This is a genomic window from Paenibacillus sp. Negev47, from assembly GCF_058313655.1.
In genome coordinates this window covers 1,323,209-1,343,973 of sequence record NZ_CM177754.1, presented here as the reverse complement: position 1 = coordinate 1,343,973, position 20,765 = coordinate 1,323,209, and the positions used below count along the sequence as shown (strand labels likewise).

At 47.5% G+C, this 20,765-nt stretch carries 17 protein-coding genes; 2 read left to right on the top strand and 15 right to left on the bottom strand.

Annotated elements, in window-relative coordinates; all coding sequences use genetic code 11:
- Positions 1 to 21: 21 nt before the first annotated feature.
- A complete protein-coding gene (locus tag AC4G47_RS06245) occupies positions 22 to 1,329 on the bottom strand; it encodes a replication-associated recombination protein A (RefSeq protein WP_491105297.1) in 1,308 nt (435 codons plus the stop codon).
- 42 nt (positions 1,330 to 1,371) lie between these two features.
- The gene (locus tag AC4G47_RS06240; RefSeq protein ID WP_491105296.1) at positions 1,372 to 2,259 is read right to left on the bottom strand and encodes a LysR family transcriptional regulator; all 888 of its coding nucleotides are present in this window, start codon (positions 2,257 to 2,259) and stop codon (positions 1,372 to 1,374) included.
- A gap of 136 nt (positions 2,260 to 2,395) precedes the next feature.
- Here AC4G47_RS06240 and AC4G47_RS06235 point away from each other — a divergent pair, with 136 nt between their 5' ends.
- Positions 2,396 to 3,139 (top strand): SDR family NAD(P)-dependent oxidoreductase, encoded by a 744-nt coding sequence (locus AC4G47_RS06235; RefSeq protein WP_491105295.1) that lies wholly within the window; start codon positions 2,396 to 2,398, stop codon positions 3,137 to 3,139.
- A complete protein-coding gene (locus tag AC4G47_RS06230) occupies positions 3,136 to 4,038 on the top strand; it encodes a DMT family transporter (protein WP_491105294.1) in 903 nt (300 codons plus the stop codon). Before AC4G47_RS06235 ends, AC4G47_RS06230 begins: the two co-directional genes overlap by 4 nt.
- Positions 4,039 to 4,160: 122 nt before the next feature.
- Here the strand turns inward: AC4G47_RS06230 and AC4G47_RS06225 are convergent, their stop codons facing one another.
- The 13 genes from AC4G47_RS06225 to AC4G47_RS06165 all read right to left on the bottom strand — a co-directional run bounded on the left by AC4G47_RS06225 (position 4,161) and on the right by AC4G47_RS06165 (position 20,723).
- A complete protein-coding gene (locus AC4G47_RS06225) occupies positions 4,161 to 6,341 on the bottom strand; it encodes a HelD family protein (protein ID WP_491105292.1) in 2,181 nt (726 codons plus the stop codon).
- 224 nt (positions 6,342 to 6,565) lie between these two features.
- Positions 6,566 to 8,344 (bottom strand): ABC transporter ATP-binding protein, encoded by a 1,779-nt coding sequence (locus AC4G47_RS06220; RefSeq protein ID WP_491105290.1) that lies wholly within the window; start codon positions 8,342 to 8,344, stop codon positions 6,566 to 6,568.
- Between the two features lie 73 nt (positions 8,345 to 8,417).
- Entirely contained in the window at positions 8,418 to 9,716 is a 1,299-nt protein-coding gene (locus AC4G47_RS06215; protein WP_036616916.1) for an NCS2 family permease, read from the bottom strand.
- 240 nt (positions 9,717 to 9,956) lie between these two features.
- The gene (locus tag AC4G47_RS06210) at positions 9,957 to 10,715 is read right to left on the bottom strand and encodes a tRNA threonylcarbamoyladenosine dehydratase (RefSeq protein ID WP_336765245.1); all 759 of its coding nucleotides are present in this window, start codon (positions 10,713 to 10,715) and stop codon (positions 9,957 to 9,959) included.
- Between the two features lie 18 nt (positions 10,716 to 10,733).
- Complete coding sequence (gene aspS, locus AC4G47_RS06205; protein WP_458123800.1) at positions 10,734 to 12,512, bottom strand: aspartate--tRNA ligase; 1,779 nt, start codon at positions 12,510 to 12,512, stop codon at positions 10,734 to 10,736.
- Positions 12,513 to 12,727: 215 nt separating this feature from the next.
- On the bottom strand, positions 12,728 to 13,981 hold the full coding sequence (hisS, locus tag AC4G47_RS06200) for a histidine--tRNA ligase (protein WP_017686789.1): 1,254 nt from the start codon (positions 13,979 to 13,981) through the stop codon (positions 12,728 to 12,730).
- Positions 13,982 to 14,341: 360 nt separating this feature from the next.
- Positions 14,342 to 14,506, bottom strand: coding sequence for a hypothetical protein (locus AC4G47_RS06195; RefSeq protein ID WP_491105286.1), 165 nt, complete (start codon positions 14,504 to 14,506; stop codon positions 14,342 to 14,344).
- Positions 14,507 to 14,795: 289 nt separating this feature from the next.
- The gene (locus tag AC4G47_RS06190) at positions 14,796 to 16,064 is read right to left on the bottom strand and encodes a tetratricopeptide repeat protein (protein WP_491105284.1); all 1,269 of its coding nucleotides are present in this window, start codon (positions 16,062 to 16,064) and stop codon (positions 14,796 to 14,798) included.
- Positions 16,065 to 16,538: 474 nt separating this feature from the next.
- On the bottom strand, positions 16,539 to 16,985 hold the full coding sequence (locus AC4G47_RS06185; protein ID WP_145324014.1) for a hypothetical protein: 447 nt from the start codon (positions 16,983 to 16,985) through the stop codon (positions 16,539 to 16,541).
- A gap of 104 nt (positions 16,986 to 17,089) precedes the next feature.
- Positions 17,090 to 17,596, bottom strand: a complete 507-nt coding sequence (locus AC4G47_RS06180; protein WP_491105282.1) for a type 1 glutamine amidotransferase domain-containing protein — start codon at positions 17,594 to 17,596, stop codon at positions 17,090 to 17,092.
- Between the two features lie 232 nt (positions 17,597 to 17,828).
- Positions 17,829 to 17,996, bottom strand: a complete 168-nt coding sequence (locus AC4G47_RS06175) for a hypothetical protein (RefSeq protein WP_491105281.1) — start codon at positions 17,994 to 17,996, stop codon at positions 17,829 to 17,831.
- Between the two features lie 75 nt (positions 17,997 to 18,071).
- Positions 18,072 to 18,533 carry a D-aminoacyl-tRNA deacylase gene (gene dtd / locus AC4G47_RS06170; RefSeq protein WP_491105279.1) on the bottom strand — a complete coding sequence of 154 codons (462 nt, stop codon included), beginning with the start codon at positions 18,531 to 18,533 and terminating at the stop codon, positions 18,072 to 18,074.
- 12 nt (positions 18,534 to 18,545) lie between these two features.
- Complete coding sequence (locus tag AC4G47_RS06165) at positions 18,546 to 20,723, bottom strand: RelA/SpoT family protein (protein WP_145324020.1); 2,178 nt, start codon at positions 20,721 to 20,723, stop codon at positions 18,546 to 18,548.
- Between the last annotated feature and the right edge of the window lie 42 nt (positions 20,724 to 20,765).

Genomic DNA, 20,765 nt, shown 5'->3' with positions numbered 1-20,765 from the left:
TCCCGAGTGATCTATCTGATCTTACAATTCCCTGCGTCGTTGTTGGTTCAGCCTAATCTTCGATTCGTTACCCTGCTCCGTGGCCTCATAGAATACTCTGCGTGAGAGCTGCTTTGGCAAGTATTCCTGTTTCACGTAATGCCCTGGATAGTTATGTGGATATTGATAGCCCTCATGTCCCAGTTTTACGGCACCCGAGTAATGCGTATCTCGCAAGTGAAGCGGAACTTCTGCCGATTTCACCTCATCCATGGCGTTCATGGCTTTGGAAATGGCGGTGTACACCGCATTGGATTTTGGACTTTCCACTGCGAACAGAATCGCTTGTGCAATGTTCAGCTTGGCTTCGGGCCAGCCGTTATTCCGGTACGCATCAAGTGCTCCAATCGCCTGAGTCATCGCTTGCGGGTTCGCAAGTCCTATATCCTCACTGCTCGCTGCAATCAGACGCCGAATAAAGGTCATCGGGTCCATGCCGAGCTTCTCCACCGCGTATAGAAACCAGAACAGCGCAGCATCACTGGAACCCCGAATACTCTTGTGAAATGCAGACAGCACATCATACTGTGTCGATTCATCCGCCTTCACAATCGGTCGCCGAATAGACTCTTCTGCCACATCAAGCGTAATATGAATGGATCCATCCTTCTCCGGTGGCGTGGTCAACGCAGCCAGTTCTAGCGCGTTAAGCGCACGCCGAATATCCCCATTGGCCATCGTGGCAATATGCTCAAGCCCCTCATCGTCCGCCTGCAGTTCCATGAATCCGAGACCTTTGTCCGCATCGCTCAATGCTCTGCGCATTGCAATAAGGGAATGCTCCTTGTTCAACGATTCCAGCTGGAACAGGGTGGAGCGACTCATCAAGGCTCCATTGACATAATGAAAGGGATTCTCTGTTGTCGCGCCGATAAAAATAATCGTGCCCTTCTCTACCGCTGGCAATAACGCGTCCTGACGTGAACTGTTAAACCGATGTACCTCATCGAGGAACAGAATGGTTTTCGTTCCATACAGCTGTTTGTTCGTTTGTGCCTGCTCAATGACTTCACGCACATCCTTGACGGAAGCTTCCACTGCATTCAGGCGAACGAACTGTCCTTGTGTTTGCTGGGAAATAATATGTGCCAGGGTTGTCTTGCCGCATCCTGGGGGACCGTATAACAAGATCGACGAAATCTGATCAGCCTCGATGGCGCGCCGGAGTAATTTTCCCGGTCCAATGATATGTTCTTGTCCAATATATTCATCCAGGTGCTCTGGCCGCATGCGGTCCGCAAGCAATCTAGCTTGTGGCTTTGAATCCTGTTGAAACGAAAATAAATCCATTGCTCATCACTTCCTTAACGGATTGCCTTGCCTTGTGTACAATTACGCTTCTGATGGTTCTCCACTCTCTATCATATCATACTCCCGCGGTAACATAGCCATAAATGCACCAAGCGCGCTGCTGACAAACGCATCCTTGCGTGTAATAAAACGAGTCATCATGTGGCTTATGCCGGAGGGGAGCGAATGTTTGCGAAGGCTGCCATTTTCAATTTGCTGCCGAATTACAATCTCCGGTAACAGAGAAATCCCCATCCCCGATGCTACTCCACTGATAATCGCTTCCAATGTACCGAATTCCATAATCACCGGACGGTTTACCCCAATTGAGAGCAACCACTCTTCTAACGTTTGTCGGTAGGAGCATCCCATGCTGTAGACAAGGATCGGCTTACGGGTAAGTTCATCTTCTGGTCCCACACCCGACGAAACTACAAATAGCTCTTCATCAAATACATCGATAGACTCGATATCAGGATGATCACAGGCACAGCCAATAAACGCTCCTTCCAATTCATACCCAATCACTTGATCAATAAGCATCTGCGAGTTGCCAGTAGCCAGTGACAAGGACACGTCGGGATACTGTTTATAGTATTTTGCAAAAAGCTCAGGTAAACGTACCGCTGCGGCCGTCTGTGTAGACCCTATTCGCAACGGCCCCGATGGTGTACTCGTCGCCCGAAGCGCCTTGGAAGCATCATTTAGCAAACCAATGATTTTATCCGCATAGGTCAGCAGCATCTCTCCAGCTGGAGATAACGTCATGCCTCGATTATGACGAATAAACAACGTTGTACCCACTTCTGCTTCCAGATGCCTGATTCGTGCCGTTACGTTCGATTGCACATACCCCAGTTTAGAAGCAGCTTTGGTCAAGTTTCCTTCCTGTGCAACACACTGAAATATTCTAAGATCCCCGCTCTCCATGGTCCCTCCACTCTGACATCATTCAAAATGATATCCACTTCATTACCAATCATTATACTTCATGTGTAAACCGGACTACAATTCATATAGATCCCAAACCAGTCAGCTGACTGGATGATGATAAGGAGTGTTCAGCATGACATACTGGAAAAATAGAGTTGCTTTGATCACTGGTGGTGGAACAGGTATAGGTCGTGCTGTAAGTCTGATGCTGGCTGAGCGTGGAGCGTGGGTTGCCGTCAACTATTCCCGCTCACGGGATGCAGCAAACGAGACAGTTCAACATATTTTGGATGCAGGAGGTCATGCATTGGCCGTTCAAGCCAACGTTGCCGATGACCTTGATGTCCGGCGGATGGTCACTACAATAACTGAAACCCATGGCCCAATCACTGCGCTTGTGAATAACGCCGGCATCACTCATCATATCCCCCTGCACGATCTGGAATTAGTTACAGATGACGTCTGGGATGAACTGGTTGATGTAAATGTGAAAGGCATGTTTCATTGTGCTCGTGCCGTGACGGAAGATATGAAGCGGGCTGGCGGTGGTTCTATCGTAAATCTGGGTAGCATCGCAGGCAGTACGGGTTCAGGCTCCTCCCTTCCTTACGCCGTCTCCAAAGCGGCAGTTCACGGTCTGACCTTATCACTTGCGCACGCTCTCTCACCACATATTCGGGTGAATGCTATCGTTCCTGGCGCGGTTGCTACAAGGTGGTGGGCTGGAAACGAGGATCGAATGCATCGTCTCGGTGGAGAGCTGTTATTGCAGAAAATTGCCTCGCCTGAGGATATCGCACACATGATCTGTGCTGCGCTTGAACAGCACTCCATGACTGGACAGCTAATTACTGTAGATAGTGGACAGACGTTATGAGCTCCAGTCATGAAAAGGATACCCGGATCATCAAACCATTGAAATATACACTATTGATCATTTTGACAACGTTAATCATGGGAACTTCTTTTCCAGTTGGCAAGATCGGCATGGTATATGCCCCACCTTTCCTGCTCATGGGCATACGTTATGTACTGGCTGGTGGATTGATGGCCTGGTTCCTGCGTAAACGTCCTTTACCTACCGCGTGGCAGTCTTGGTTGAAAATAATCCTCATTGGCCTGTTCCAATCCGCAGGCGTGATGGGCTGCGCCTACTACAGCATGAACTGGATTACATCCGGTGAATCGGCCATTATTACGTTTACCAATCCGTTGCTGGTCATTATCCTCAGTGCTCTCTTATATAGAGTGACCTACCGTTTCAGTCAATGGATTGGTGTTCTGCTCGGTTTCGTGGGGATTATATTAACCTTTGGATGGCATATGAGCTTTAACCCTGGAACCTGGATTGGATTTGGCGGTGCGATCTCCTTTGCAGTATCGACATTACTCATCAAACGTTGGGGCGATGCCTACGATACCTTTGTCTTAACAGCCTATCAGATGCTTGCAGGAGGTGCTGCGCTGCTTCTGCTGAGCGTATGGACTGAACAGCCTCACTTTATGGTGAATACCACCTCGGTTATGGTGCTGCTCTGGTTAACGCTTGTTTGCTCCATCATCCAGTTCTCACTCTGGTTTTATTTGCTGCAACATAGTGACCCCGCCCAAACCAGTTCGTATCTGTTTCTGGCACCGTTCTTTGGTGTATTGTCGAGTTGGATTTTGCTGGGAGAACACGTTCAGTGGTTTGCATTGGCAGGCGGATTACTCATTGGTGTCGGTATATTCCTGGTGAACCGTCGCTCATCCAGAATGAGAAATAGCGTAACATAACTTGAGCTCCCGTCGTTCTTCGTCGGAAAATTAAGCGGATTCTCGCACAAAGCAGAAAAAGGCAAGCGCTTATGGATCTATCCCATAAACGTCATGCCTTTTGTTGTATAAGCAAACTTTATCTAACCAAGCTCTGGCCAACCCTGAATGGCTACCGGCTCGCCGTCGGGATTATGTGTTGCAGCCGCATAGATCGGCAGTTCACCCTCGTGGAACAACCACAATTCATGCAAGGCCCGTGTACAACCAACGTACAACAGTTTTGCATCACCCGCATTCGGCAAATAATGCTTCTGATCTGCGTCTGCCACAATAACGGCATCAAACTCCAACCCTTTGGACAGATAGACTGGTAAAATGGAGTGTCCACCTGTGTACTGCTTTTTCCCACCATCGATCAGGTTTAGATCCCAGCCTGCGTCCTGAAGTTCACGATGAAGTTCCTCTGCTTCATGCAGTGTACGGGTCAGGATGGAGACCGTTCGATAGTCTTTGACCGTTAACACCTTCAAAGCCTCTTCAAGACTCGCGGTCCGCCCTTCGCCTCCATAAGCTAATGTTCGAACCGGATCACCGCTCCGGAAAACAGGTATCGCCGTAATCCCACTCTTGACGCCACGTTCCAGAATCGTATTTGCATAGTCGATAATTTCCATCGTCGAACGATAACTTCGGGTCAACGCAAAGTATGCATTCTGTTCCTCAGGAAACAGAGAACTCATCTCTTCCCACGCATGAACACCACGGTACTCATGAATTCCTTGGGACAAGTCACCCAGTATGGTGAAGGAATGCCCTTTGACGAACTGATCCAATAATGCCACATGAAAAGGTGAAAAGTCCTGTGCTTCATCGATCACGACATGATCGAACCGCTCCGAACCCTCAATATCATGAACCAGTGTATGAATGTATACCAATGCAGGCAAATCCTCTTCACGGACGATATCCTGTTTCAGATCTGCTGCCGTTTGTTTCATGACTAGTTTTGGAATAAGCCCGCTGAGTGACGCTGGCACAGAACCACCCTTTACAGCTTTGAACAGCTGTTTGTATAGCGTAAGCGGCTCATATTGAGGCCATTTTTTGGCATAGGCTTTCTCACGGATGGATGCTTTTTTCTTGCGTTCTTTGCGCACAGCTTCTGGCATCGGTTTCTTGAGTTCCATCTCAATCCAGCGGTGAACACGCGCCATGACCCGTTCTTTGCGTTTGGCCAGTGGATAATGCTTGTATTCCTGACCGAACCAGTTCTCGATCTCCGCCTTGCTGAGCACCTTACCATCCCATGGACAGAAGTCCATATCCGGTACGGAATCTTCTTCCATGCCCGAGAGCCACTCTCGAATAAGCTCCATGAAGCGGATGGATCCTTTGTAACGTCCAGGTACATCATCATTCAATTCAGGCCGTGCATCAGGCGTTTCAAACCAGGTGTTCAATGTCTCCGACGTATCCGCGAGTGGCATCTCCAGCCCCAGCAGGTTCATCGCCCAATCCGGGAATGTCCGTTGCTGAATGTCCCCTACTCCGAGTTCCGGGAGCACATCCGAGATGTAATCCAGGAACATGTGGTTGGGTGCAAAAATAACCATTTTCTCCGCAGATACCTGCTCCTTGTACTGATACAGCAAAAAGGCAAGCCGATGCAGGGCAACCGTTGTTTTCCCGGATCCGGCCACACCCTGAATGATCAATGCGGTGTTTCTCGCCGCACGAATGATCAGATCCTGCTCTGCCTGAATCGTAGATACGATGTCACGGAGTTTGTTATCCTTGTTCTCTCCCAGACGATAAACGAGAAATTCATCGGATACCGCTGGCTGGTCGCTGTCACGGTTATATGTATCTGCTACACGTTCCAATATCCGCTGCCGAATGACAACGTTTCGTTTCAGATAGACCAGACCTTCAATAAGCCCTTCCGGGGCTTCATACGTAGCGGAGGCTTCGCCTCCCGTAAATGAGTAAAACAGGCTGGCGACAGGAGCACGCCAATCGATGACGAGCGGATGCTCTCCCACCTCTTCGCGGTCTACGCCGATTTTGCCAATATACAGCGGTTTCCGTGCACCACTGCCCTGCTCTTCGAAATCCAAGCGTCCGAAATAGGGTTGCTGCGCGCTCTTGGACAAGGCGGTGCGGCGCTCTTCGCGTCCAGCTTCCAGCACTTGTTCTGTGAAGTCATGGCCGGTATAAACCGGAATATTTTGCAGTCGTTCCAGCTGACTGTCCACTTCCTCCATCGTTCGCTCTAACCTGTACTCTTCTTCTTGATAGGCACTTTGAAAGCTGTCTGACATGTTTCAGTTACCTCCTAAGAATATGTTTTGCTCTGCATCACCAATCACTGACGACGCAAAAGGATACCCACTATATCATATTGATGTGCAAAAAGCTACAGTAACGTGGGTGCAAAAGAATAAAACCGTTGCCCTCGCTCGTATTGAGCGAATGAACAACGGTTTGAAGTTGAACCAAATTTGAACCTTATCTTTAAAAAAGAGTAATCGATCTAGCTCAAATTTCAATTTTGACCTTCCTGAGCCACGAACTGTTTCTGAGCCAGTTCACGGTATACCTTATGATTGCTGATTAATTCCGCATGTGTTCCGGTTCCGGTAACATGTCCATGCTCCAATACAACAATCTGATCGGAATCCACAACTGTGGACAATCGGTGCGCGATCACGATTGTGGTTCTGCCTTCCATCAGGTTGGACAAAGCCTGTTGTACTTCATACTCCGAGGTGCTGTCCAGACTGGATGTCGCTTCATCCAACATGAGAATATCCGGGCTGCGCAGTAAGGCACGAGCAATAGCAATCCGCTGACGTTGGCCCCCGGATAACTTGATCCCTCTCTCGCCCACTTCCGTGTCATAACCCTGTGGCAGTTTGTCGATGAAGTCGGCAGAATAGGCCATTTCAGCAGCTCGCTGGATCTCATCCATCGTGACTTCACGATCCAATCCGTACGTGATGTTGTCTTTGATTGTGCCTGCCATAAGCGGACTTTCCTGTGATACATACCCGATCTTGCTTCGCCAAGAGGCCAAAGAATAATCCGTTATCGCTTGTCCTCCATATGAAATGTAGCCTGAATCTGGCATATAGAACTGCTCCATCAAAGAGAACAGCGTTGATTTGCCGCTACCGCTTGGACCGACAATCGCCGTCACTTTGCGTGTAGGTACCGTCAGATTTATTCCGTGCAACACTTCCTCACCTGTAACATAGGAAAAGTGTACATCATGGAATGCAATCGTCTCATTTCCTTTTGGAGCTACCTTGGTACTGTCATGCGGCTCTTCCTCATCGGCAAGGATAGCTTGTATGCGCTCCGTTGCACCTACAACTTTTTGCAAACGGGAGTATAGCGTCGTGAATTGTCCCATTGGCATAATGACCTGGAATAAAAGCAGAATGAATGCTACCAGTTCACCAGGTGACAACATGCCAGAAGCTACACGCATTCCCCCCACACCCAGAATAACGACCAACACGGCAGTCATGACAAATGTAAACAAAGGACCGATCAGCGCAAGGATACGTGCCTCCTGCAAGCCAAAAGCAAACATTTTACGAATCCGCGAATCTCCTGCTTCTGATTCCTGTTTCTCCGTTCCATAGGCCTTCACCAAACGGATCTCACCAATAACCTGACTAAGTACGGACGTAAGACCTGCCATCTCATCCTGTTGTTTCTTGGAGATCTTGTACATTTTCTTCCCGACCGGCAACAAAATCAACAGCGTAAGTGGGACAAGACTCAGGATAATGAGCGACATCACCCAATCCAAGTAAAATAGTAACGCCACGCCACCTACAACAGCGACAATGTTGGATACAAAGGAAACCAGATAATCCGCGATCAACGTCATGATCTGACTTGTATCATTCGTAATCCGGCTCATGGTATCGCCCGTGCGATTGCGATCGAAATATGGCATTCGCAGCGACAATACCTTGTTCCATAGCTTGGTACGAAGCGTTGCGACCACACGTTGTCCGGCGTAATTTAACATATAAATGCTAATGCCCGAGGCAATTGCCTGGATCACAAACGCCCCAAGCAATAACAAAATAACAGATTTGTTTAGTGCCGAAGTAGTAAGTCCATCAATTAGACCTTTGGTCATCAATGGCACGATCAGTCCGGCTGTTGTTTGAATCAGGGTTAAGATGAGGGCCAGAATCAGGATCAGTTTTGGCGGGTTCGTAGAAGCGATAAGCTTGACGAAATCCTTAAACCCCTTTTTTCCTACCTTCGGTTCATTCTGCCCTGTTTGTTGCTGCTCTTCCATTCCCGTTCCTCCCGTTCTCCATCTGCTCACCAGAGATCATACGTATGAACTCACATGACGTTGCCTTCTCTTATTACAAAACGCCATGCAACACAAAATTGGCTAAAAAGAGAATGGAAATGCCATACATGACCACAGGCACCTGTTTCCCTTGACCTGCTGCCAGCTTCGCTAGTGGATAAGCAATAAATCCAAACGCCATACCGTCCACGATGCTATATGTAAATGGAATCATGACCATGATTAGAAATGCTGGGAAAGCCTCTGTAAAGTCACCAAAGTCCATATCCTTCACACCTTGCACCATCAGGCCACCAATAATGATCAAAATGGGTGCAATCGCACTGTCTGGAATATAACCGAGCAGCGGGATGAAGAAGAAGGTCGCCCCAAACAAAACGGCAGTAACGAGCGGAGTTAACCCTGTGCGTCCACCTGCCGCAATCCCGGCTGTAGTCTCGGCTGCGGCAACTGGAGGACTACTTCCGAATACGCCTGCCAGCACGGTACTAATCGATAGGGCGCGCAGACTTCCTTTGAACCGCTCCGGACGACCAATCATCTGTGTCTGAGCTGTAATTAATCCGATATTTTCGAACACCACAATCAGCAATAACAAAAATACCGCAATCCAGAACGCTACATCAGCCAGCTTCATCAAAGACAATTCGCCAAACAAACCGCCGTATTGACGCAGCGCATCCATCGCTGATACGGATTCACCCGGGTTCACTGCTCCAAGTACATAGGCAAGGCCTGTCCCGACCAGAATACTGATGAGAAGTCCACCTTGTACATTCCGTATAAATAAAATCAAGGCAAGCACCAGCGTAACGCAAGCTGTAATGACATTCGGATCATTGAAGTGCCCAATCGCGACAAACGTGGTCTGGTGTGCGATGACAATTCCACTTTTTTGCAAACCAATGAATGTGAGGAACAAGCCAATCCCCACCGTAATCCCGTGCTGCAGATTCTTTGGAATCGCTTCGCTGATCATTTTGTATAGTGACGTAAACGCAACAATGGCAAACAGTATACCTGTAACGGTTACCACGGCCAGCGCTTCTTGCCAGCTTAATTTCATCGAGTGTACAAGTGTATACGTGAAAAATGCATTAATCCCCATTCCAGGCACAACAATAATCGGTGATTTCCCGCCAAATGCCATGAGCAAACAGCCTGCAATGGACGTTAGCAGGGTTCCAACCATGGCGGCCTGCAAGGGCATTCCGGCATCGGAAAGAATTGTAGCATTGACCATAACGATATAGACCACGGCAAAATAGGAAATGGCTCCCGCCACAACTTCCTTTTTCCACTGGTCTCCTGGCTCCATGCCAAGACGTCTGGTCATCCATCCGTGTTTCATTTCGTTCTATTCCCCTCTCTCAGGCTGCAAATTCTTTATGTATGTATCATCATTTCGCGCAGCAATCAATATCATACACGGTTTTCACTTTGAAGTACATGACGTAGCTCTGACACTTATGCGGGGATGTAGTTCGGCTATCATGGACGTTTGACGTCCGATTGCTCTGAGTTCGAAGTATGATCACACAAAAAAGCGCAGATGCCTTGTCGGCATCCACGCTGTTCTGTTGGCAGCATATTACTGCTGCTTGTTCTCTGCAATTTCTAACAAATCCTTAACGGCAACACTGACCATAATCAGTCCGGCTACCGGAGGTACGAATGCGTTACTCGCAGGTGGCTGTTTGGCCTTGCGAATTTCCGGTGCATTCTCGGGAACGATCTTCTCTGTAACATCAGCACGCGGTTTCATCGGCTTTTCAGTTGAGAAGACCACTTTCACACCTTTTTTGATGCCGTCTTTGCGAAGTGTCGTGCGTACAACACGAGCAATCGGGTCCATGGTCGTTTTCGAAATATCTGCAACCTGGAATTTCGTCGGGTCCATTTTATTTGCCGCACCCATACTGGAAATCATCGGAATTTTACGTTTCAGGCACTCTTTAATGAGATGGATTTTGTAGATAATCGTGTCGGATGCATCCAGCACATAATCCAGTTCATATTTGAATAATTCTTCATACGTTTCTTCCGTGTAAAACATATTCAAGGCAATCGCATCACATTCCGGATTGATCAGTTTCACACGTTCCACCATCAGATCCGCTTTTTTCTGCCCTACAGTTGTGGTCAGAGCATGAATCTGGCGGTTAATGTTGGTGATGTCCACTACGTCTTTATCAATCAGGATGATGCGACCTACACCGCTGCGGGCGAGAGCTTCTACAGCAATACCACCTACACCGCCAATACCGAGCACGGCTACTGTACTATTCTTCAATGTGTTCAGACCTTCAGGTCCGATCGCAAGTTCTGTTCTTGAAAATTGATGGAGCATTGAGAATCGATGCCTCCTTTATTTCTTTTCCGCTACCGGTTTGCGGGCTACACGGATGTGAAGTTGTTCCAATTGAGAATCATCTACTTCGGAAGGTGCATTCATGAGCAGATCCGTTGCACTTGCCGTTTTCGGGAAGGCAATCGTTTCACGCAGATTCGTGCGACCCGCCAGCAACATCACAAGACGGTCCAGACCAAAGGCAATACCACCATGCGGTGGAGTTCCATATTCGAATGCTTCCAGCAGGTAACCGAATTTCTCATTGGCTACTTCTGGTGAGAGTCCAAGGGCAGCAAACATTTTCTCTTGAACATCACGTTTGTAGATACGCATCGAACCGCCACCTACTTCATAACCATTGAGAACAAGGTCATAGGCTTGAGCGCGAATGGCACCCGGATCTGTGTCGAACAGATGTACATCTTCATCTTTTGGACGTGTGAATGGATGGTGTTCTGCCACATAACGCTTGGCATCTTCATCATATCCAAGGAGTGGGAAGTCCACAACCCAAGCAAATTTGAATTTGCTGTCATCGATCAGTCCGAGTTGACGGCCGATTTTCAGACGCAATGCGCCCAGAACGTCAGCAACCACTTTTTTGGTGTCTGCGGAGAAGAGCAGCAAGTCGCCTTCTTCAGCACCTGTACGTTCTTTGACTGCTTCGATTTCTTCAGGCGTGAAGAACTTCACGATTGGCCCTTTGAACTCGCCGTCTTTCACTTGAATCCAAGCCAGACCTTTCGCACCGTAACGTGCAGCAAATGGTCCGAGATCATCGATCTCTTTACGGCTCCATGTACCACAGCCTTTGGCGTTCAGCACTTTCACTTCTCCACCTTTTTCGATGACAGAAGCAAATACTTTTACACCACTGTTGGCTACGATATCGTTCATTTCAACCAGTTCCATACCAAAACGCAGATCTGGTTTGTCTGAACCGTATTTACCCATCGCATCCGCATACGTAATCCGTTGGAAAGGCAGTTCCAACTCAATACCTTTCGTTTCACGTAGCAATTTGGCCATCAGTTCTTCCATCATTGGCAGCAGGTCATCCTGTTGCAGGAAGGAAGTCTCGATGTCGACTTGAGTGAATTCTGGTTGACGGTCTGCACGCAGATCCTCATCCCGGAAACAGCGAGCGATCTGATAATAACGTTCAACGCCACCCACCATCAGCAATTGTTTGTAGATTTGTGGGGATTGTGGCAAGGCGAAGAATTCACCTTCATGCACACGGCTCGGTACGAGATAATCACGCGCACCTTCCGGGGAGCTCTTGGTCAGGATCGGTGTTTCCACTTCAACGAACTCTTCTCCGTCCAGGTAGTCACGGAACACTTTGGATGCTTTGGAACGCAGTTTCAGTGTTTCGAACATTTCAGGACGACGCAGATCCAGGTAACGATATTTCAAACGAAGGGATTCGTCGACTTCGACACCATCTTCAATGAAGAATGGCGGTGTTTTGGCCGCGTTCAGTACTTCGATTTCTGTAATTTGAACTTCAATTTCGCCTGTAGGCAGGTTTTTGTTAACAGTCTCTGCATCTCGTTTAACGACTTTACCCGTTACAGCGATAACATACTCGCTACGTACGCGATCTGCAATTTGCAGAGCTTCACCGGAGTATGCCGGGTTAAAGACAACTTGTACAATCCCGCTGCGATCACGCAGGTCGATGAAGAGTACGCCCCCCAAGTCACGGCGGGTTTGAACCCAACCGTTCAATGTTACTGTTTCACCGATGTGTGCGGGTGTTAATGCGCCGCAATGATGACTTCTTTTCATAACCAAACTCCTCATTATGTGAATTTCCGTTCTGTGTGGGCAGTTCGTGCCTGCTCTTTAACAGTCCGGTTGCTTGTAGACCATGTATTCGAAAAGGCATGTTGCCTCTTGCCCGCCAACTTTTCCGATTCGTCGGAATCGCCGGTGAACCTCAGCAATTTTGCCGGATCAATTGTTTTACTTGAATGTTTTATACTTATTGTTACACTTCGTGCTTATTTACCTTCGCGTATAGCCGCTACCAGATCATCCAGCTTCACGGTTTGTTGTTCACCTGTATCCATCGACTTGAGGGCAATCTCACCACGCTCCAGTTCGTCATCACCAAGGATGGCAGTATAGCGAGATTTGAAACGGTCAGCTGATTTCATCTGTGCTTTCATCTTGCGGCCCAGATAATCGCGTTCACCAGACAGTCCAGACTGACGAAGTTTGAACAACAGACGGTTCACTTCACGATCAGCTGCCTCTCCCAGAGCAACAAAGTACACATCCAGTGGAGCCAGTGTAGTAACCTCAATGTTTTGGTGTTCCAGAATCAGTTGAATGCGCTCCAAGCCAATACCGAAGCCGATGCCAGGCTGATCAGGTCCGCCGATATCCCCAACGAGACCATTGTATCGGCCGCCACCACCAACCGTATCAATCGCTCCAATACCTTGGGCTTTTAATTCAAAAGCAGTCAGCGTGTAGTAATCCAAGCCACGTACCAGACGATTATTCACAGCATAATCTACTCCGAAATCATCCAGGTATGCCTGCAGCTTGGCAAAGTGATTCAAAGACTCTTCATCCAGGCTATCCAGTATGGACGGTGCCCCTACGAATTTGTCCTGATCGACTTTACAGTCGAGTACACGCAGTGGATTGCGCTCCATGCGGGACTGGCAGTCCTTGCAAAGACTGTCTTTCATCGGTCTGAGGAACCCGAGTAATGTCTCGCGGTATTCTGCACGACTGGTTGAGTTACCAACCGAGTTGATCTCCACTTTGACATCCTTCAAGCCGAGCTCTACGCACAACTGGTAGCCCAGTGCGATCACTTCTGCATCAATCGCCGGGTCCAGCGCACCGATGGCTTCTACACCAAACTGGTGGAACTGACGCTGACGGCCTGCCTGCGGACGCTCATATCGGAACATCGGACCGATGTAATAGAGTTTGCTCACATCCGGTTCACCATAGATTTTGTTCTCTACATACGCACGAACAACACCCGCTGTTCCCTCCGGACGGAGAGTCATGCTGCGATTGCCTTTGTCGTCAAAGGTATACATTTCTTTCTCAACAATATCCGTAGTCTCTCCTACACCGCGTACAAATAAAGAAGTCTGTTCGAAGATCGGTGTACGAATCTCACGGTAATTAAACCGTCGACATAGATCTCGTGCTTTTTCTTCTACATACTGCCACTTCTCGACAACTCCAGGCAGTAAGTCCTGCGTTCCAGTCGGTTTTTGAAAAGCCATCTTGATCCCTCCAGCATTGATTTTCTCTGTAAAAGTTAAAAATTCTACACGTGATCACTGCGCGGGCAGAACAACCTTACAATCGCTGTTATCCCCAGATTTTTTAAATTTTCATTCTAAATGTGAAAATCCGGTGATAGCATATGCTTCCGAAGCAGCTTTCTTTCAGAAAGCTTTTAGGCGAACGCTTCGCTTTTACAGGTTTTTTCTGCCCTCTCCGTTTTCGTGTATTTCTTTTAAATCAACTTATATAACAAAAAAATCCCTCGCCCTGTCGCTGTATACAGCAAACAAAGGGACGAGAGATTGTGTAATATACATTCACCCGTGGTACCACCCACATTCCGGAACCCTGACACTTTAGCCGTTCAGGTTCTTCTGATGATCTGGATTGTCAAACTCCCCTGGATCAAGCAGATATTCCGCTCTACGTGTAACGCACGTCCTGCGCAGGCCAGCTACTGTCAACAGATCAAGTCTGCTGTGTTCGCTGTCTGTTCTCGGGGAAGTCATTCGTCCGCTCATCAAGAGAATCCTTACAGCCTGGGGATTCCTCTCTGGTCATGTGGGCACGGAGTACTTGGTCCCGTCATCAAATCAATAATATAGTTCAAGAAACGACTTAAATTGACTATAGTCAACGTATTATTTTCTGATTGTAATGAACCGCAGTACTAAAGTCAAGGGTTAACACGAAAAGACAGCACAAAAAAATTACTTCTACGCCTTACGGGATAGAGAGTCCACAGAAATCTCTGCTAATAGAAGCTGGATTCCTCCAATGAATTCCAACTTTTAGTGACTTCTTTTACCTCTATTGTTTCAGCATCCACTTCAGTAGATCCGGCGCGCTCGCCCATAGACGGGAGTGCATAATGACATACTCAATTGCTTCGTTGGAGTCGCCCCTTCCGACAAAATCAGGGAGGTTATGCGGCAGTCTCTTCAAACCCAGCAAGTAATCAGGCACATGCTTGTTCACACCCCGGGCCGCACGGTACAGCATTTTGAGCTGGGAGGTGATTCCGTTCTTCTTATACTCCAGAATGATCTGGTCATAAGCAAAGGCAGTAGCGGCTTCACCTTTTCCATGCTTCTTCAGCAATTGCTCTGCCTGATCCAATTGGTTGCTGTACAAATACACAGCAGCGAGCAGGTAACGCACTCCGGTATTATCTTCCGTATTAAGCTCTAGAATACGCTCCAGGATTTGTGCCGCTTCTTTGGCATCTCCGCCAAACCAGCAGGATTCGGCGTAGCTTTTGCATATCCGGATATAGGGGCGAGTCTCATGAAGCCCCCAGAAGTGCCCTTTGTTCTTCTCAAAGAACAGTTCGCCCAGTTCGCGTTCGCCAGCAGCGATTCCGGCCTTAAGGTACACCCGTGCATCCTGCTCATTGTCCGATTCCTCAGCCAGAATAAGATACGCCTCAGGGCTGTCAGGATAAATCTCCAGCACCGTTTCGGCCAGCTGTATTTTGCGTTTGGTAGAGCTGGCTTCCATCGCCTTATGCAGCAGAGCCTGCGCTTTTTCCTTCGATGTGCCTGGGCCGTTCAGCATCATCAGCTCGTCCGTTTCGCCGCCCATACCGTATTCTTCGATGTAATTAAACATCTCCTTAATCTTTCGGGAGATCGTTCCTGTCGTTACCTCATATTTAGAGGCCAGCTCAGCCTTTGAGACATTGAAGCCGTATTCCTCGGACAGCAAATACTCAATTGCGGCACAGAACGAGCCTGTCTTCTTCACAGTAGGACGGGTCTGGCGAGAATATCCGTTCCATAGCACCAGAGCTTCCAAAATCAACTCCTGTTCATATTGGCCCTTCATGTTCTCAATAAGCTGCAGGGCCAGCTGTTCGTGAGCCGATTGCTCCCACTTCAGTTCGCGCTCCACCATCTTTTTCAGCTTGGTCAGGGTCAGCTTGCTCTCCGGCTGAGCCGAGGTTTCCTGAACAGGCTGCTCCGTTGATATCAGTTGCAGTATGGATTCTACCGCAGAGGCCTCCTTGCCCAGACAGCATTTCTTATATTTTTTCCCGCTTCCGCATGGGCATCTATCATTTCTTCCAACCTTACTCAAAACTAATTCCCCCTTAAATCTGTCACCAGCCATTCGAATGAGGACACTGTTGCTATAGTATGAAGGTGTCATTTCTCAAACGAGGCATTCTATATAACTTACAATTGTTTCTTGAACATACTGATGTTTATGAATAAAATCGGCATTAGATTATTCAAAATCCATTTCTCTATTCTAGCAAAAATTTATATAAAGGGGTAAACTTCGCTTCACTTCCCTCAAAACATATACATTCTCATCCAAAAAAATAGCCTGCACACGGTGTGCAGGCTCAAAGGATATATAAAAAAAGGGGGTCATGTGTGTTATTATAAGCCCACTATGTTAAAGGCTTATGTAACTAATATTACAGTAATATTACAAAAATGATAGCGCTTTATAATTAAGTTTTTTAATATACTCACACTTAAAAAGCCCTTGCACATTGCTCGACTGTATAGTCAAGCAGTGCAAGGACTAAGAAGTATCTACACGTTAATTCAACTCTTCCACATAGGCATGGTTGGAACGAAGCTTATGAACAATCTCGTCATAATCCTCATCCCTTACTTTGGCAGACAGAACATAATGCAGATCATCATAATCGGCCGAGGACACGTCCGCAGCATCAAGCATGTCACCATCCTCATTCACTCTGTCACGAGAATCCCGTTCTGCATCACGATCCACATTGGCTACCACAGGGATCACATTTTCGCTGGCTGGAACACCTGGGGCAGCACCCACACCCATTGCCCCGTTGGTGCCTACACCACCTGCTGTATTATATGGCACCAATGGTACCATCACACGTGTGTCTCTGCCAACCGCACTATCCAGCTGACCTACTTCCAAATGCTCTGTACGGAACGTCTGAAGAGAAGTTCTTGCTCCTTCTGCCTCGTCTTCGGTTCGAAAATACGCCTGAATATGTTTTGTCATGTCAAACCCTCCTTTTTCGGAATAAAATGCAACGCGAACTTTGTAAGCTTCACGATGTAACGTAGTTAAGATACATCCATCTATGTCAGTTAAACTTGGTTAAGTTAAATAACTTTTAGCAGTTCTCGCACAAACGCGGGCTCATCTTCAGGCGTTCGGGATGTAATATAATTTCCATCCACTACAGCCTCATGATCTTTGAACTCTGCTCCTGCGTTCACCATGTCATCTTTAAGTGGCGGATAGGACGTAATGGTTCGTCCTTTCAACAGATTGGCACTGGCCAGAATCTGTGGACCGTGACAGATCGCTGCGATTGGTTTCTTCGCACTGTTGATCTCGGTAACGAATTTCAGAATGTTTGCATCACTCCGCAAATTCTCAGGGGATGATCCACCAGGAATTACGACTGCATCATAATCTGAAGAGGATACATCAGCGATCGCCTTATCTGTAGTATAGGAGGCCTTTCCTCCCTTACCTTTAAGAGTCTCACCGGCTTTTAATCCGATAATCTCCACTTCGTGACCAGCTTTCTTCACCTCGTCATACGGAACTTGCATCTCCGAATCTTCAAAGTCATTCGCCAATAAAAAAGCAACTTTACTCATAACGTATGTTCTCCTTTCCGTGTTCGAACTTTCTTTAGGAATCGGGTCTCGCAGTACATGGGCACGCCGTTGTGCCTTATTTTGTTATTACCCTTACCAGAGCCATTTATAACAACTCCATTTGTATTCATTGATGCAAGTTGCACAAGTTAAGGTTAGAAAACAATTAACACACAACAAAAAGTCCTGATTCGATAACGAACCAGGACTTTTTTTATATCTGTGTAAACATTCAAGATCGTGGAAGATGATTTTGCTTCCCTTTGTCCGAATCCTGAAGTGCCCAGATCGTTGCAACACATTCAGCAGCCGCACGGGCAAGTTGTAATGATTCATACAGGTTGCCAGGGAATACCAAAGGTTCAGTACGCGTACGTGTTTCTTTTGCAGATTGGCGCATAATAGGGTGGATACTCCTTTGATTAATAAGTAGTCATCAACGAATTACCCTTATTATGGCCTGTACTCCATGAAATTATGCACGTGGTTCCTGACGAACCGGACTTTCAAGCATCAAAGTCACGGGTCCCCAGTTGGTAAACGACACATCCATCATCGCTCCGAAACGGCCTGTTTCAACCCGAATACCTTTCTCACGCAACAGTTGATTAAACGTTTCATACAACAGTTCTGCCGCTTCGGGTCGGGCCGCGGCCGCAAAGCTTGGACGTTTCCCTTTACGACAATCTCCGTACAGGGTGAACTGGGAAACAGACAGCACAGCACCGCCTACATCAAGCAGACTGAGGTTCATCTTCTCCTGCTCATCCTCAAAAATCCGTAACCCACTAATTTTGTCAGCCAGATACTGAGCATCCTTCTCGGTGTCCTCGTGGGTAATGCCCACGAGCAGCATTAATCCGGATTCGATCTTACCCGTCAGCTCGTCTCCCACGGTAACCTGAGCCTCTTTACAGCGTTGTACAAGCACCCTCATCTTACAGGCTCCTTACTGCATAATCCGATGCACCGAATAGACATCTTTCACCCGTTTGATCCGTTCTACAACGGATTGCAGATGATCCGTATTACGAATCAGAATGGTCACGTGCACCAATGCTAATTTATTTTTATCTGTCCGTCCCGTGACGGCAGAAATATTTGTCTTACTTTCGGAAACAGCCTGAAGCACCTCATTGAGCAATCCATTGCGGTCATGACCTGTAATCTCAATATCTACACTGTAGTTGGCTTCAATATTCTCTTCCCACTCGACCTCGATAACACGAGCTGCTTCTTCTCCATCTGCACTTGACGGGATATTCGGACAGTCACTCCGGTGCACAGAAACGCCACGTCCCCGTGTAACATAACCGATGATATCATCCCCAGGTACAGGATTACAGCACCGTGCAAAACGAACAAGCAAGTTATCAATGCCTTTGACACGAATGCCATTGGTTGGACGATTTTTGCGTTCAGGAGCTGGCTTCAGCTCGCGCATCTCGGAATTCAATTCCAGCAAACTGGATTCTTCCTGCTCTTTACGCAATTTCTCGGTTGCTTTGGTCACGATCTGTGCAGCGGTAATCCCACCGAATCCAACAGCCGCAAGCATATCCTCGATATCGTTAAAGGCATATTTTTTGGCAGCTTCCATCAACTTGTCATCCGTCATCCACGCAGAAGGATCAAGCCCCATGCGTTTCAGTTCACGTTCACAGCTCTCCCGACCTTTTTCAACGTTTTCTTCACGGCGTTCCTTTTTGAACCATTGCTTGATCTTCGCTCGTGCATGAGAAGATTTCGCAATTTTCATCCAGTCTTGGCTCGGTCCGTAAGAATGTTTGGACGTCAAAATTTCGATGATATCGCCTGTCTTCAGATGGTAATCAAGCGGAACAATTCGACCATTCACTTTGGCACCAATGGTGCGATTACCAACCTCCGTATGGATTCGGTAAGCAAAATCCAGAGGAACAGAGCCAATCGGCAATTCGATAACTTCTCCTTTTGGCGTAAATACAAATACCAGATCAGAGAAGAAATCCATTTTAAGCGATTCTACAAATTCTGACGCATCCTGTGCCTCGTTTTGAAGTTCAAGAATTTCACGAAAGAACGTAATTTTATCTTCAAAATGATTTCCATTCGCAGCGCCTTCTTTGTAGGCCCAGTGAGCAGCGATACCAAATTCGGCAGTCCGGTGCATATCCCATGTCCGAATCTGAACTTCCGTTGGTTCACCATTGGGACCAACTACCGTTGTATGCAACGATTGATACATATTCGCCTTAGGCATTGCAATATAGTCCTTAAAGCGTCCAGGCATCGGTTTCCATAGCGTGTGTATAATGCCCAAGGTAGCATAACAATCCTTGATATTATCCACAATAATACGGATGGCAAGCAGGTCGTAAATTTCGTTAAACTGCTTGTTTTTAGTGGTCATTTTCTTGAACACGCTGTAGATATGTTTCGGGCGGCCTGAAAGGTCTGCCTGAATTCCCATCTCATCGAGCTTGTTCGTAATTCCGTCCATAACCGTATCAATATATTGCTCACGTTCCGCACGCTTTTTGTGCATCAGGTTCGCAATGCGGTAGTACTGCTGCGGATTCAAATAACGGAGGGCGATGTCCTCCATTTCCCATTTGATTGCAGAGATACCCAACCGGTTCGCAATCGGACAGAAAATCTCCAGCGTCTCATAAGAGATACGGCGCTGGCTTTCTTCCGACTGAAACTTGAGTGTCCGCATATTGTGCAGACGGTCGGCCAATTTAATCACGATGACACGGATGTCCTGCGCCATGGCGATGAACATTTTGCGGTAGTTCTCGTTCTGCTGTTCTTCCTTGGAGCGAAACTGAATACGTTCCAGCTTCGTCAAGCCGTCAACAAGCATGGCACACGTATTGCCGAAATGATTGCGGATTTCTTCAAGTGAAACCGTAGTATCCTCTACTACATCATGAAGAAGCGCTGCTATTATGGAGATGGTGTCCATCTGCATGTTCACAACAATGTCGGCAACCGCAAGCGGATGCAGAATATACGGTTCTCCCGATTTTCGCGTCTGTCCATGGTGGGCCTGATCAGCAAATTCGTAAGCTTCTCGTATGCGCACCAGATCGGGTTCTTTGATATATGCCCCAGCCTTCTCGAGTAATTGCTCTATGCCCATTCTGATCTGTTCCGTGTCCTTTCTATACCAAATGGAACCCGT